This is a genomic window from Candidatus Burkholderia verschuerenii, from assembly GCF_001189365.1.
In the GTDB taxonomy this organism is placed as follows: Bacteria; Pseudomonadota; Gammaproteobacteria; order Burkholderiales; family Burkholderiaceae; genus Caballeronia; species Caballeronia verschuerenii.
On the sequence record NZ_LFJJ01000163.1, the window covers coordinates 1 to 12,935 of the forward strand.

At 61.5% G+C, this 12,935-nt stretch carries 11 protein-coding genes and 1 pseudogene; 2 read left to right on the plus strand and 10 right to left on the minus strand.

The window, feature by feature from the left end; translation table 11 throughout:
- Positions 1-266 precede the first annotated feature (266 nt).
- The 6 genes and pseudogenes from BVER_RS22005 to BVER_RS22030 all read right to left on the minus strand — a co-directional run bounded on the left by BVER_RS22005 (position 267) and on the right by BVER_RS22030 (position 5,917).
- Positions 267-1,253 carry an acetamidase/formamidase family protein gene (locus BVER_RS22005; RefSeq protein ID WP_050455089.1) on the minus strand — a complete coding sequence of 329 codons (987 nt, stop codon included), beginning with the start codon at positions 1,251-1,253 and terminating at the stop codon, positions 267-269.
- Between the two features lie 13 nt (positions 1,254-1,266).
- Entirely contained in the window at positions 1,267-1,974 is a 708-nt protein-coding gene (locus BVER_RS22010) for an ABC transporter ATP-binding protein (RefSeq protein WP_050455090.1), read from the minus strand.
- A pseudogene (locus BVER_RS22015) lies at positions 1,971-2,682 on the minus strand (ATP-binding cassette domain-containing protein). Before BVER_RS22015 ends, BVER_RS22010 begins: the two are co-directional and overlap by 4 nt.
- Positions 2,679-3,743 carry an ABC transporter permease subunit gene (locus tag BVER_RS22020; protein WP_050455091.1) on the minus strand — a complete coding sequence of 355 codons (1,065 nt, stop codon included), beginning with the start codon at positions 3,741-3,743 and terminating at the stop codon, positions 2,679-2,681. The pseudogene BVER_RS22015 and the gene BVER_RS22020 overlap by 4 nt, the downstream one beginning before the upstream one ends.
- A gap of 9 nt (positions 3,744-3,752) precedes the next feature.
- Positions 3,753-4,622 (minus strand): ABC transporter permease subunit, encoded by an 870-nt coding sequence (locus BVER_RS22025; RefSeq protein WP_050455092.1) that lies wholly within the window; start codon positions 4,620-4,622, stop codon positions 3,753-3,755.
- Between the two features lie 59 nt (positions 4,623-4,681).
- Positions 4,682-5,917 carry an urea ABC transporter substrate-binding protein gene (locus BVER_RS22030; RefSeq protein WP_050455093.1) on the minus strand — a complete coding sequence of 412 codons (1,236 nt, stop codon included), beginning with the start codon at positions 5,915-5,917 and terminating at the stop codon, positions 4,682-4,684.
- Positions 5,918-6,330: 413 nt separating this feature from the next.
- On the opposite strand from BVER_RS22030, the gene BVER_RS22035 reads away from it, so the two are divergent.
- Positions 6,331-6,777 (plus strand): RidA family protein, encoded by a 447-nt coding sequence (locus BVER_RS22035; protein ID WP_050455094.1) that lies wholly within the window; start codon positions 6,331-6,333, stop codon positions 6,775-6,777.
- 4 nt (positions 6,778-6,781) lie between these two features.
- Here BVER_RS22035 and BVER_RS22040 read toward each other — a convergent pair whose 3' ends face one another.
- The 4 genes from BVER_RS22040 to BVER_RS22055 are packed head-to-tail and all read right to left on the minus strand — an operon-like array spanning position 6,782 to position 11,775.
- Entirely contained in the window at positions 6,782-8,377 is a 1,596-nt protein-coding gene (locus BVER_RS22040; protein WP_050455095.1) for an acyl-CoA synthetase, read from the minus strand.
- Between the two features lie 14 nt (positions 8,378-8,391).
- The gene (locus tag BVER_RS22045) at positions 8,392-9,558 is read right to left on the minus strand and encodes an acetyl-CoA acetyltransferase (protein ID WP_050455096.1); all 1,167 of its coding nucleotides are present in this window, start codon (positions 9,556-9,558) and stop codon (positions 8,392-8,394) included.
- 3 nt (positions 9,559-9,561) lie between these two features.
- The gene (ltnD, locus tag BVER_RS22050; RefSeq protein WP_050455097.1) at positions 9,562-10,455 is read right to left on the minus strand and encodes an L-threonate dehydrogenase; all 894 of its coding nucleotides are present in this window, start codon (positions 10,453-10,455) and stop codon (positions 9,562-9,564) included.
- 6 nt (positions 10,456-10,461) lie between these two features.
- Positions 10,462-11,775: an MFS transporter gene (locus BVER_RS22055; RefSeq protein WP_050455098.1), complete on the minus strand. Its 1,314-nt coding sequence runs from the start codon at positions 11,773-11,775 to the stop codon at positions 10,462-10,464.
- A 207-nt stretch (positions 11,776-11,982) separates the two neighbouring features.
- On the opposite strand from BVER_RS22055, the gene BVER_RS22060 reads away from it, so the two are divergent.
- Positions 11,983-12,801 (plus strand): IclR family transcriptional regulator, encoded by an 819-nt coding sequence (locus tag BVER_RS22060; protein WP_232316709.1) that lies wholly within the window; start codon positions 11,983-11,985, stop codon positions 12,799-12,801.
- Positions 12,802-12,935: the final 134 nt, after the last annotated feature.

Below are 12,935 nucleotides of genomic sequence, written 5' to 3' on the forward strand. Positions count from 1 at the left end.
TTACCCGGAACAATGGACTCCAGTCGTCCCCATATCTCATCGGTCAGCAACATTCGACTCATCTTGATCGCTTACGCAAAAGATGAGATGTAAACACATTTCTTCAAATGTGAACAGAGCCTAGCAATGCGGTCGAACCGCTCGTCGAACACAACAGGCCCACTCGAATGGGATCGGACAAAGGCATTTCGTGACACGCTCTCTTTTGCGCGCGGAGCGTGGCCCCGCGCTAAGTCGTCTTTGCGTCGATTCGTCTGACCGATGCGTTACTTGAGGTAATGCTTGGCGACCATCGCGCCAACCGTGTATTTTGGATCGACAAAATTGCCCAGACGCACGCGGCCGACCTGACTCAGCATCATGTACGCGTCCCATTTGTCGAAGCCGTATTCGGCGGCCATCCACAACACGAGTTCGCGATAGGCGATGCGCGTCGCATCTTCCAGCGGCCGCGCGCTGCCGATGCTCATCAGCGCGTCTTCGTTCTCGAGACGCGGCCAGTCGATCTTCCATCCCTTGATCAGATCGACGCGCACGGTCGTCGTGCTCTGATACTCGACGGCCGTGCCGCATACTTCGCCGTCGCCCTGACACGCGTGTGCATCGCCGATGAACAGACGCCCGCCCGGCGAACGCACCGGCAGATACGTGATGCTGCCCGGACCCATGTCCGGCACATCCATATTGCCGCCGTGATTGTCCGGCGTGAGCGAGTTGATCGAATCGATTTCCGGCGAAAGACTCAGCGTGCCGATATGCGGCTTATAAGGCAAGGTGTTGCGTTTGCTCCAGTACACATTCTCTTCGTCGATCTTTATCTTGCGCACCACTTCGGGCAAGGGCTCGTTGAGCAGCGCCGTGTAGTCGGTGCCCGTCAGGCCGCCGAAGTTCGGAATCATGCAGCAGAAGCCGTGCGGATCGTCGCCGCGCGGCGCCATCTTTTCGATGTACACCGCCACCACGTCGCCCTTCTCCGCGCCTTCGATCATGATCGGGCCGTTCTGCGGATTGAGGTACGGCACCTGCAGCACTTGCGACGGCTTGTCCGTTTCCTCCTTGATCTTGCCTTCGAAGGCATCGCGCGTTTCCACCACGACACGATCGCCCGGCTTCACATGCAGCACCGGCTGCGAATACGGCCCGATGGTGTAGTGATACGTCTTCTGCATCTCCTCGGTGAGATGGTGCTCCACCGGTTCACGATCCGCGCCGACTCCGCGCTTCATCATGATCGATTCTTCAAGCCATTTCATGTTCCGCTCTCCGTCACAGTGCCAGATACTGGCGAATCAGTTGCTCGTCGCCGAGTTGCGCAGGGCTCAGGGTTTCGACGATACGGCCCTTGTCCATCACGCAGCAACGCGTCGCGATACGCTCGACCATGCCCATGTCCTGCTCGACCAGCACCACGCCGATGCCCGTATCGCGCGCGATCTGCTGCAAGGTCTCGCCGATCAGATCGACGATGGACGGCTGGATACCTTCCGATGGTTCATCGAGCAACAACACTTTGGGTGCGCTGATCAGCGCCCGCGCGATGGCGAGTTGCTGCTGTTCGCCGCCGCTCATGGTTCCCGCCTTCTGCGTATAACGCTTCTTCAGAATAGGAAAGTAGCCGACGACCTGCTCGCGCATCTGCGCCGCCTTCGCGCGATTCGCCTGCGCGCCGACCTGAAGATTCTCCGCAACCGTCAGCGCGCCGAAAATCTCGCGGCCCTGCGGCACGTAGCCCATGCCTTTTTGCGCGCGAACGTACGGTTTTTCGTGGCCGATCGCATCGCCGTCGAGCGTGATCTCGCCTGCATCGAGCTTCACCAGTCCGATGAGCGCGCGCATCAACGTGGTCTTGCCGACGCCGTTGCGCCCGATCAGCGCCAGCACTTCGCCGCGTCCGATACCCACCGACACGCCGTTAAGCACGCGCCCGCCGCCGTATCCCGCTTCCACGCCTGAGACTTCGAGCAAGGCGCTCATTTCTTCTTCCCCAGATAGACTTCCGCGACATCGTCGCGCGCGAGGATTTCATCGAGCGGGCCGTCCGCGAGCAGGCTGCCGCCGTGCAGCACCGTCACGCGCGATGCGATCTGCTTGACGAAGGTCATGTCGTGCTCGACGACCATCATCGTGAGACCCGCCGCCGACAGACGCTTGATGAGTTCGCCCGTCGCGTGCGTTTCTTCAACGGACATACCGGCCACGGGTTCATCGAGAAACAGCAGCTTCGGACGCAGCGACACGGCCATCGCGATTTCGAGCCATTGCTTCTTGCCGTGCGACAGATTGCGCGCAAGCACATGCTCCTCGTTTTCCAGCATGAAGCGTTGCAGCAGTTCGTCGAGACTCTCGGGCCGATCATCCTTCGCGCGATGCAGCGACAGTTGCAAATGCTGTCGCACGCTCAGATCGGGAAACACGCCGGGAATCTGAAACTTGATGCTCATGCCCATGCGAATGCGTTCGTGCGGCAGCACATGGCTCATGTCCTGACCGAGAAACATCACGCCTGCCTTCGGAAGGACGATGCTCGCCCGTGATAAGCTTGAAAAACGTGCTCTTGCCCGCGCCGTTCGGTCCGATCACGCAGCGAATCTCGCCCGCGTCGATGCTGAAATCGATACCGTTGATCACATGCGCGCCGCCGAAATGCTTCTTGAGCCCGCGCGTTTCCAGCAGCAGCGTCATGACTTGCCCTCCTCTCGCTTGAGACATGCGCCGCTGTGACGCGCGCCGTCGCCGGTGCGGCTCGACAGACGTTTCAGTTGCCGCGTGACGAACGGCAGCAAGCCTTCGGGCGCGGCGAGCACGACGATCAGCAGAATCGCGCCGAGCAGGATCAACGCATACTGGCTGCCGTACACCGCGAGGTTCTGCGAGAGCCATACGAGCAACGCCGTGCCGAGAATGGTCCCGCCGATACTCTTGCGTCCCGATGTCGCGACCCAGATCACGGGCATGGCGGCGGCGGTAAGGCCCATCGTCGATGGCGTGATGTAGGAGCCCCAGATCGTGTACAGCGCACCCGATACACCGCCCAGCGTGCAGCCGAGCACGAACACCAGCAGTTGATGACGACGGATATCGACGCCCAACATTTCCGCGCGCTGCGGGTTCTCGCGAATGGCGATCAGCGTGAGACCGAACGTGCCGTCGAGCAGTTTGCGCATGACCGCGTACACGATGATCAGCAGAATCAGCACGAGATAATAGAAGCTCGCGTTTTCCAGCGTAAGCGGGCCGCCGGGCCACGGAATCGAAAGCGGCGACATGTTGCCCATGCCGTTGTAGCCGTTCAGCCGCGCCTCGCCGATCGCCCATTGCGGGCCCGCTGTCTGCGACATGAAGGTTTCAAGCACGAGCGTCACGATGCCGATGAACATAAACACGCCCTTGATGCGGCCATAAAAGATCATGTAGCCGATCAACGCCGCCGCCACGACGCTGACCGCCAACCCCACGCCGAGTCCGAGCCACGACTCGAACCAGGTATCGCTGTAGTTGAGCGTGAAGATGCCGTAGCTATAGCCCGAGAGCCCGAAGAACGCGGTCTGCCCGAACGACAGAATGCCGCCGTAACCCCACATCGCGGCGAGGCCGACCGCGCTGAATGCCCACAGCAGGCAATACGCGAGATTGCCGCTGGTCGTGGCATTGACGAAGAGCGGCAGACACAACGCGACGAGCCATGGCAGCGCCTGCAACGCGCGTGTCGACACGCTATTCGAAGGCATATTCGTTTGCTTCACGTCTGCCTCCTAGCGCAAGCGGGTGAAGAGATTGCCGAGGCCTTGCGGCATCAGACGGATCACGACGATAACCGTCACCAGCAGCCCGATCTGCCCGAACAACTGGCCATAGGACGCCGTGAGCGCGGTCTGGATGATGGCGAGCACACCGGCCGCGGGCGTCGTACCCGCGATCACATTCGCGCCGCCGACGACCACCGACACGAACGCCTGCACGATGAAGTTGCTGCCCATCGTCGGGACGGCCGTCATGGTCGGCGCGTAGAGCGCGCCCGTCAAACCCGCGAGTCCCGCGCTGAGCGCGAAGGTCAGCGTATAGAGACGGTCCGTGCGCAAGCCGAGACATTGCGCGATGTTGGTGTTCTGAATCGTCGCGCGGGCGCAGACGCCGTAATTCGTTTTGAAGAACAGCAGATAGAGGCCGAAGAGAATCGCCAGCGCGATCAGCGGCAGCACGGCGCGATACGTCGAGAAGGAATAATCGCCGAGCGAGAACGAGCCGAACGGTGTACCGATACCTTCGATCGACGGACCCGCGACGAGCAGCATCGTCTGCTGCACGATGAGACTGATCGCCCATGTCGCCACGACGGAATCGAACATGCGATCGTAGAGATGGCGAATCACGAGCCGTTCAATGATCACGCCCGCCACCGCCGCCGCAATCGCGCCGAGCAGCATCGCGAGCGGCAACGGCACGCCGCGCTTGGCCGCGATGATCGTCACATACGCGCCGCACATGATGAATTCGCCGTGCGCGAGATTGATCACGCCCATCATGCCGAAAATCACCGCGAGACCGAGCGCCGCGAGCACCAGATAGGCGAAGTTGTCGCCGAACTGATAAACGAGCGAATAGAGAACCGATAAAGTGTCCATGCATGCTCCACGTGCAGGAAAACCGGCGCGCGCGGTGCATCGCGCGCGCCGGCTTCGGATCAGGACTTCTTGGGCAGATTCGACGGCGTGTACTGACGATGATCCGGCTTGTTCGGCAGATCGCAGCCGACCTTGCCGAGCCAGTACGGTTGCACGTCGTCCCACACCTTCGGAATCTCGACGGAGTGGTCTTCCTTCACGTGCACGAGATAGATGGTGTGGCTCGCGTGATGGCTCTTCGGATCGATACAGACCTTGCCTTGCGCGCCCGTCGTGCAGATATCGCCGCCTTCCAGCGCTTTACGCACCGCGTCCTGATTCGTCGACTTGGCTTTCTCGGCTGCGGCCTTGTAGAAATAGATCGCGTCGTACGCGTTCGCCGCTTCCTGATTGATATACGGCTCGTTCGGGAACTTGGCGTGGAAACGCTTCTTGAAGTCGTTGCTCGCGGGCGAATCGACTTCCTCGACATAGTTCGCCGTCACGTACATGTCCTTCAGCGCAGGCGGTTTGAAACGCTTGTGCTCATATGCCTGACCGACGTTGACCGAACTCGCCATCGGCAGATTCAGATGCGCCGACGCCTGTTGCTCGTAGTACGACGCCTGATTCGCGCCGACCAGCAGCGTGACCACGAAGTCGGGCTTCGCCTTCTGGATGTTCTGAATCGTCTGGCCGAACTGCGAAACGGACAGCGGAATAAACTCCTCGCCCGCCATCGTGCCGCCGTTTTCCTTGACGATATTGCGCACCCACTCCGCCGAAATCTGGCCGAATTTGTAGTCGGCGGCGATGGTGTACACCTTCTTGCCGTACTTCTGCATCATCCACGGAATGAGCGTCGAGAACTGCTGCTCGGGCACCGCGCCGGTCACGAAGGTGTTCGTGTCGCAGACGCCGCCTTCGTACTGGTTGTCGTACCAGTAGAGCTGTTTCGCGCGGTCCATGATCGGGCGGATCGCCTCGCGCGAGGCGCTGGAGAAGGCACCGAAGATCACATCGGGTTTATCCGTCTGCACGAGACGCCGCGCGAGCTCCTGAAACTTCGTGTTGTCCGATTGCGTGTCGTAGGCGATCAGCTTCACCGGGCGGCCGAGAATGCCGCCATTGGCGTTGATCTCGTCGATCGCGAGTTCGGTGGCATGGATCTTCGGAATCGTTGCCAGTGCGAAGTTTCCCGATGCGTCTTCCAGCAAGCCGATTTTCACGGGATCGGCGGCGCTCGATGCGAGCGAGGTCAGTGCAAGTCCTGCGGTGAGGGCGAGACGCATCCAGCCCGACGGCTTCAGCAACATGCGGGTTCTCCAGAGTAGACGCTTGAACAGGGGGAAAATTTGGACAAAAAAAAGCCCCCTGACGAACCGGTGGTTCGTCAGGGGGCTTCTGTGCCGGGTCCCCGGGCGGACATCTTTGTCGGACCTCGAGGGATGGCCCAAGTCTAAAGCGCTGTATTTTTACTTGTCAACTTCGTCAAAAATCGGCCGAAGCGACGCAAGCCGCATTTTTTGCCGGCACGGACCTATTGAGCTTACCTTTTCATTACGTGGGATATCGCACAATGTCGATCAAGCGTCCCGAATCGGCGTGGGGAAATGGTCTAGCTTTGGAAGCACGATGGTCGCGCTTTTCAGGAACGTTTTTGGTTACTTACTTAGCAAAGCTAATCTATGTAAATGCTGATTCCGGTCGACTTTCTCGGAGCGCAATCATGTCTATCTTGTCCGCACGACTCACCACGATTTTGCTTCTTATCGGATTGATGTCCGCCTGCGCGGGACTCGAATTCGCGCAGGCGGACCACACGGTCGTGTTGCCCGCAGGCACGACGTCCGTCTCGACGCCGTACTCGCCGGGAATACGCGCAGGCAATTTCATCTATGTGTCGGGACAAATTTCGCCGGACGGCGGACCCGAGATTCACCAACAGACAAGCGCCGTGCTCGCGAAGGTCAAGGCAATCGTCGACGCCGCCGGATCGTCGATGAAGAACATCGACAAGTGCACGGTCTTTCTCACGCGCGCGTCCGATTTCGCGGGCATGAACGAAGCCTGGCACGATGCTTTTCCGCACGATGCACCCGCTCGTTCGACCGTCATCGTCGCGCTGCCGCGCCCCGAATTGCTGATCGAACTGGAGTGCATCGCGCACGTTTAGCGGATCACGCCGCCGCTGCCTGACTCGCGCAATACGTCTCCCAATCCTTCGCGAGCTGCGCGCGCACATCCTTCTTCGTGATCTTGCCGTACGCCGACTTCGGCAACGCATCCCAGTAGACGAAGTGTCGCGGCCACTTGTAGCGCGCGAGCTTGCCGTCGAGTTGAGCGAGCAACTCCTCCGCGCTCGCGCTCTGCCCCGGCTTGCACACGACAACCGCCACGCCCAGTTCGCCCCACTTCGGATCGGGCATGCCGAGCACGGCCGCTTCGTGCACGGCGGGATGCGTCAGCAAGGCCTCTTCCACTTCGCGCGGATACACGTTCGAGCCGCCGGAAATATACATATCCGACGAACGCCCGGTGATAAACAGAAAGCCTTCGCGATCCAGATGCCCGAGGTCGCCGGTATGGAACCAGCCGTGCTTGAACGCCTTCGTATTCGCCTCCGGATTGTTGTCGTAGCCGATCATCACGGCAGGACCGCGCACGCAGATTTCGCCTGTTTCGAAGGGCTGAAGACGCTTGCCGTCGTCATCGAAGATCGCGATATCGATGCCCGTGCGCGCATAACCGCACGTGCCCACGCGACAGTTCGGCGCATCGTCGTCTTCTTCGTGAAGGAACGGCGGCAGCACGGTGATATTGCCCGTGACTTCGCCAAGGCCGTAGTACTGCACCAGCACGCGCCCGAGCTTCTTCAGCGCTTGCTTCTGATCGGCGCGATACATCGGCGCGCCCGCGTAGATCACGAACTTGAGCGAACTGTGATCGTATCGATCGACGCTCTCGTGCTCCGTCAGCATCTTCATGATGGTCGGCACCGTGAACATATTGTCCACGCGATGCTGCTGCACGAGCGCCCACGCTTCTTCCGGATCCATCTTGTCCGATGCCGGCAGCACATGCGCTGCGCCGCGCGCCGTGTTGACGATCGCGTGTATGCCCGCGCCGTGTGACAAGGGCGCGACCACCAGCGAACGCGAGCGATACGTGATGCCCGGCATCAGATCGGCGAGATGATTGGCGACGACGAAAGCCATCTGTCCGTGCGTCAGCGTGCCGGCCTTCGGATAGCCCGTCGTGCCCGACGTATAGAAGAACCACAGCGGATCGTCGCGATCCACATCGACGGACGCGAATGCATCAGTCGATAAAGACGCCAGCGCTTCGTAATCCAGCTCGCCCGTGCGCGGCGCATGCAAGGCGATCACACATTCGAGCGCATCCGATGCCTCGCGTACTGCGTCGACGTAATGCTCGAAGCCGCGATCGTAGATCATCACGCGCGCGCCGCTCGACTTCGCCAGATACGCAGCCTCCGGCGGTGCGACGCGATAGTTGGTCGGCACCCACACCGCGCCGAGCTTGAACGCGATCCACGCGCTTTCGAACAGCGGCAGATTGTTGCGCGAATGCACGAGGATCTTGTCGCCCTTGCCGATGCCCTGCTCGCGCAAAGCCGCGCACACCGCATCGACGCGGCGATTGATTTCCGCCCACGTATGCGTGCGCGCAGGCGTGATAAAGCCGGGTTCGTCCGGCAGGCGACGGGAGGCTTGCGTCAGCAAATCGCCCAGATTCATTACCGTAGTCAGCATGTCGTCGATTCTCCTCAGGCGCGGCGTTCGAGAATGCTCAGATAGTTGGCCACTGCCGCGCCGCCCATGTTGAACACGCCCGCGATAGTCGCGTTCGGAATCTGCATGTCGCCCGCTTCGCCCGCGAGTTGCATCGCGGCCATCACGTGCATCGACACGCCCGTTGCGCCGATCGGATGTCCCTTCGACTTCAGTCCGCCCGACGGATTGACCGGCAAGCTCCCTTCCTTGGTCGTCACGCCATCGAGAATCGCGCGCGCGCCCTGGCCTTTCTCGGCGAGGCCAATTGCTTCGTACTCCAACAGTTCTGTGATCGTGAAGCAGTCGTGCGTTTCGACGAAGGAGAGATCGTCGAGCGTGAGCTTCGCATCTTCGAGACCGCCCTGCCATGCACGGCGCGCGCCCGTAAATTCGGTCGGATCGCGGCGCGACAGCGGCAGGAAATCGCTGATCTGCGTCGTCGAACGGAACGCGATGGCGCGCTTTGCATCGCGTGCGGCGTCGGGCGCGGCGATGATCATCGCGGCCGCGCCATCGGACACGAGCGAGCAGTCGGTGCGCTTCAGCGGACCCGCGACGAACGGATTCTTCTCCGACGGATGACGGCAGAAATCGAAGCCGAAATCGCGCCGCATATGCGCATAGGGATTCGCCATGCCATTGCGATGATTCTTCGCCGCGATCGACGCGAGCGCGTCCGACTGATCGCCGTATCGATCGAAATACGACTGCGCGATGGTGCCGAAAATGCCCGCGAAACCGCCCGGCACGCCCACTTCTTCCTTCGCGTAAAAGCACTTTTGCAGCACGTCGCCGACTTCCTTCGTCGGCAGGCCCGTCATTTTTTCGACGCCGATGACGAGCGCGTACTTCGAGCGGCCCGAACGCACCGCATCGAGCGCGGAATAGATCGCGGCCGAGCCGGTCGCGCAGGCGTTTTCGCATCGCACGGCGGACGTGAAGCGCAATTCGGGGATCGCGTTGAACACCAGCGACGACGGAAAGTCCTGATACACGAAGCCGCCGTTAAAGGTGCCGACGTGCACCGAATCGATGGCGCTCGCGTCGAGGCCCGCGTGCGCGAGCGCATCGATGGCCGTCTTCGCGATCATGTCCTCGGGCTCGAGCGCGTCGAGCTTGCCGAACGGAAGATGGCTCCAGCCGATGATGGAAGCTTGCATGATTTATTCACCCTTGGTCGGTAATTGGATGCCGGGAAAGATCTTGATGACCGCCGTGTCGTCCTCGTTGCCGTAGCCGGCGGCGGAAGCGGTCGTGAACATCTGATGCGCGGTCGATGCCAGCGGCAGCGGAAACTTGCTCGCGCGCGCCGCGTCGAGCACGAGGCCGAGATCCTTGACGAAAATATCGAGCGCGGTGGTCGGCGACGAATAGTTGCCGTCGATGATATGCGGCACGCGATCCGTGAAAGCCCACGAATTGCCCGCGCTATGCGTGATCACTTCGTAGAGCTGCGCCGGATCGACGCCTTCGCGCAGGCCAAGCGCCATTGCTTCGGCGGCGGCCGCGATCTGCACGCCGACCAGCAACTGGTTGATGACTTTCACCTTCGAGCCGTTGCCGTGCGCGCTGCCCAGTCGATACACCTTCGACGCGATCGCCTGCAACACGTCCTCGCATGCTTCGAATGCACTATCTGGCCCGGATGCTAGTAAGGATAACGTACCATTCGTCGCGCCCACGACACCGCCCGACACCGGCGAGTCGATCAGCCCGATGCCGCTCGTCGCGAGCCGCTCGCCGAGCGCGATCGCGTACGCGGGCGGCACCGTCGCCGAGGCGACGACCACGCTGCCCGCGCGCATCGACTGTGCCGCGCCGTGCTCGCCGAACAACACCGCATCGGTTTGCGCGGCATTCACGACGAAGGTGATCACGACATCGCATTGCGCCCCGAGTTGCGCGGGCGTCTCGCACGGCTTGCCGCCGTGTTCCGCGAAGGTCGCGAGCGATTCGCGCCGCACGTCGCAGCCGTAGACGTCGAAGCCCGCGTCGAGCAGATTCTTCGCGACGCCCTGACCCATTGCACCGAGACCGATTACACCGACTTTTTTCATGTTCGATTAGCGATTGACGAGTTCTTTCTTCACGCGCAACACCAGCGCGCCACCGATAAAAATCGACACCGCCATCACGTAGAGGCCGATATCGGTCGAATGCGTTTTGTCGCTGACCCAGCCGATGAAGAACGGCCCGAGGAAGCCCGACAGATTGCCCAGCGAATTCACCACCGCGATGCCCGCAACAGCGGCCGCGCCCGACAGAATCGCCGTGGGCAGACACCAGAACTGCGAGATGGTGATGACCACGCAGCACGTCACGACCGTCAGCGCGGCCATCGCGACGACGAGGTTGTGGCTGAACTGCACGGCGACGACCCACGACAATGCGCCGATCCACGCCGGCGCGGTGATGTGCCAGCGGCGCTCGCGGCGCGCATCGGACGAGCGCGAGACGAGGATCATCGCGATAGTGGCGGCAGCGTACGGCAGCATCGTCAGCATGCCGACGGTGAGCGGATCGGTCGCGCCGGAGTTCTTGATCAGCGTCGGCAGGAAGAAGCCCGTGCCGTACAGGCCGATCGCGAAGAAGAAGTAGATGCCGCACATCAGCCACACGCGCGGATTCGTGAAGCCGTCGCGCAGGTTGTGTGATTGCGTTTGCTTCTGATCGTGCGCAATGTCGTCGGCGATCAGCTTGCGCTCGCCTTCCGTGAGCCACTTCGCATCGGCCACGCGATCCTGCAGGCACGCGAGCACGGCGACGGCCATGATGACCGACGGAATGGCTTCGATCAGGAACAGCCACTGCCAGCTCGCCCAGCCGTTCATGCCGCCCATCGAATGCATGATCCAGCCCGACACCGGCCCGCCGATCACGCCCGCGACCGGAATGCCGGTCATGAACAGCGCGATCATCTTCGAACGGCGCTTGGACGGATACCAGTACGTGAGATAGAGAATCACGCCGGGAAACAGGCCCGCTTCCGCGATACCGAGCAGAAAGCGCACGAGATAGAACATGGTCGGCGTGGTGACGAACATGGTCGCGGCGGAGATGACCGCCCAAGTGATCATCACGCGCGCGATCCATACGCGCGCCCCGACCTTGTGCAGGATGATGTTGTTGCTCGGCACTTCGAACAGGAAATAGCCGATGAAGAAGATGCCCGCGCCGAGGCCGTACACCGTTTCGCTGAAACCGAGATCCTTCAGCATTTGCAGCTTCGCGAAACCGACGTTCACGCGATCCAGATACGCGACCACATAGCACATGAACAGCAGCGGGATCAGCCGCCACGTGACCTTCGCGTAGACGCGCGCCTCGTCCGTCTGGCCGACGGCGCCGGGATGCGCCATTCCTTTGATGCTCGACATAAGTCTCCTCCGATGAGGGGCTGGGTACTGGTCTTTCTTGTAGCCAGTTTGTTGGTTTTCGCGTATGGTCCGTATATTGGACCTTTTAAAGTGACGCTTTTCGAGCGCTGGAACCATACTAAATATGGCTTTACTTCTTTAAAAGGGTTTCCCGCACGTTTTCTGGGTTAACGATGGTGTCATAATATGGACCAATTAGGAGCATTCATGGAATCCATTCCCGGGACTCAGGCCATTGCCCGCGCGCTGTGTGTGCTCCGCGCGGTGGCGCGCACGCGCACGGCGCGCGTCAATCTCGCGCAACTCGTGCGCGACACGGAGCTGAACAAGCCCACGGTGCATCGGCTGCTGCTCGCGCTGATGGCGGACGGCATGGTCGAGCAGGATCCGAAGTCTCTGCGCTATTTCGTCGGACGCGAGTGTTATGTGCTCGGCGGTATCGCCAGCGAGCGCTTCGGGCTCGGGCGCGAGGCGGTGGATGCGGTATCGCGGCTCGCGCGATCATCGGGCGATTCGGCGTTCTTTTCTATCCGCAGCGACGTGTTCGCGGTGTGCGTGCTGCGCGAGGACGGCGATTCGCCGCTCAAGACGCATGTGTTGCAGCCGGGCACGCGCCATCCGCTCGGTGTCGGCGCGGGCAGTCTCGCGATGATCGCCGCGCTCGACGATGCGGAAGCCGAACGCGCGCTGAAGGAGAACGCGGCGCTGATCGAATTGGCTTATCCGGAATTTACGCCGGCGTTCTTGCGCGCGGAAATCGCCACGACGCGGATGAACGGCTTCGCGGTCAACGAAGGGCACGTCGTGCGGGGATCGTGGGGCGTGGCGGCGGCCGTGCATGCGCCATCGGGCGAAGTGGTCGGGGCGCTGACCATTGCTGCGGTGGAATCGCGTCTGCCTAAGGAACGGCAGGCCGTGCTAGGCAAGCAAATCGTCGATGAGGCGAGGCGACTGGAGGCGCATCTGCGGCGCGCGGCGGCGTTGTTGCCGGAGCCGAAGGCGAGGAAGTCGACGCGGGCTGGGTGAGACTCGCAATCGGCATAGGGGCGGCCAGCAAGCTGGCCGGTCCCCTGCCACACCACCCTGCCACACCACCCGGCGTGCGGGTCCGCACCGGGCGGTTCGGGAAGTTGAGGTTATGTGAGGCGAGGTATGCCAAG

Bases quoted from the DNA above. Each gene is read 5' to 3' on its own strand.
- BVER_RS22005 (WP_050455089.1), bottom strand. From the start codon at position 1,253: ATGAAATGGCTTGAAGAATCGATCATGATGAAGCGCGGAGTCGGCGCG.
- BVER_RS22010 (WP_050455090.1), bottom strand. From the start codon at position 1,974: ATGAGCGCCTTGCTCGAAGTCTCAGGCGTGGAAGCGGGATACGGCGGC.
- BVER_RS22025 (WP_050455092.1), bottom strand. From the start codon at position 4,622: ATGGACACTTTATCGGTTCTCTATTCGCTCGTTTATCAGTTCGGCGAC.
- BVER_RS22030 (WP_050455093.1), bottom strand. From the start codon at position 5,917: ATGTTGCTGAAGCCGTCGGGCTGGATGCGTCTCGCCCTCACCGCAGGA.
- BVER_RS22035 (WP_050455094.1), top strand. From the start codon at position 6,331: ATGTCTATCTTGTCCGCACGACTCACCACGATTTTGCTTCTTATCGGA.
- BVER_RS22040 (WP_050455095.1), bottom strand. From the start codon at position 8,377: ATGCTGACTACGGTAATGAATCTGGGCGATTTGCTGACGCAAGCCTCC.
- BVER_RS22045 (WP_050455096.1), bottom strand. From the start codon at position 9,558: ATGCAAGCTTCCATCATCGGCTGGAGCCATCTTCCGTTCGGCAAGCTC.
- ltnD (WP_050455097.1), bottom strand. From the start codon at position 10,455: ATGAAAAAAGTCGGTGTAATCGGTCTCGGTGCAATGGGTCAGGGCGTC.
- BVER_RS22055 (WP_050455098.1), bottom strand. From the start codon at position 11,775: ATGTCGAGCATCAAAGGAATGGCGCATCCCGGCGCCGTCGGCCAGACG.
- BVER_RS22060 (WP_232316709.1), top strand. From the start codon at position 11,983: ATGGAATCCATTCCCGGGACTCAGGCCATTGCCCGCGCGCTGTGTGTG.